Genomic DNA, 751 nt, shown 5'->3' on the forward strand with positions numbered 1-751 from the left:
GTCCTTCAGGGCGGGGAAGACGTTAATTACAGTCACTTGGGATTTCCGGCTCCCGGTACCCGCCCTCGGGTTTCCTGAAACGAAATGGGCTCAATCTGGATTTTTAAACCCTAATCGTTTCACTAGAATTGGTCAGACGTGTCGGATTCGAACCGACGACCCCCGCTCCCCCAGAGCGGTGCGCTAACCTAGCTGCGCCAACGTCTGTCTCTGAGATGCTCGCGCATCATCGTTCGTGCGGTGTCCTTCACGAGTCCCCGCACGCGTCGGATCCGGAGTGGCGTCCGAACCCGCAGTTTCCCATCGATTTCAAAGAACTCCCGATCCAGTCGGGCACCGGGCGTACCCGGCTCTTGAGCTTGAAAAACGAAAGACCCCCGTGACTTCGGTCGACGGGGGTCTTTCGTTGCTCGGGATCTTGGGAGTGATTAGATAAATCTGGCGCCTCCAAGAACCGACGTGACCCGTCGACCGCCTGCGTGCAGCAGGAGGTGCAATGGTAAGGGGAGATACGGATAGGCGCGCGAGATCGTTGCGCGGAATGCGCCGATCATGTTCGCGATGCTGATTGCCTTAGCCATCTTCTTACCTACGAGTGTTGCCGGGGAAAAGTCCCGATGACCAAACGATTGCCGGATCTTCTTGAAGAGGTCAAGCGAAAATAGCGAATTCTTTCGATTTTTTTTAGGGGACCCTAATGGTCCCGGAATCAAGGATTTAATTCTTAACGTCTTCCCCGCCCTGAAGGACG

The 751-nt window shown here is 55.5% G+C and carries 1 protein-coding gene and 1 tRNA gene; both read right to left on the reverse strand.

Features of this window, described 5'->3' with window-relative positions:
• Positions 1-129: 129 nt before the first annotated feature.
• Positions 130-207 (reverse strand) — tRNA-Pro (locus tag E1297_RS01105).
• Between the two features lie 221 nt (positions 208-428).
• The coding region (locus E1297_RS49545) for a hypothetical protein (RefSeq protein ID WP_209015561.1) at positions 429-751 on the reverse strand (323 nt) is incomplete at its 5' end.

The sequence above is a fragment of the Roseibium sp. RKSG952 genome (genome assembly GCF_009711355.1).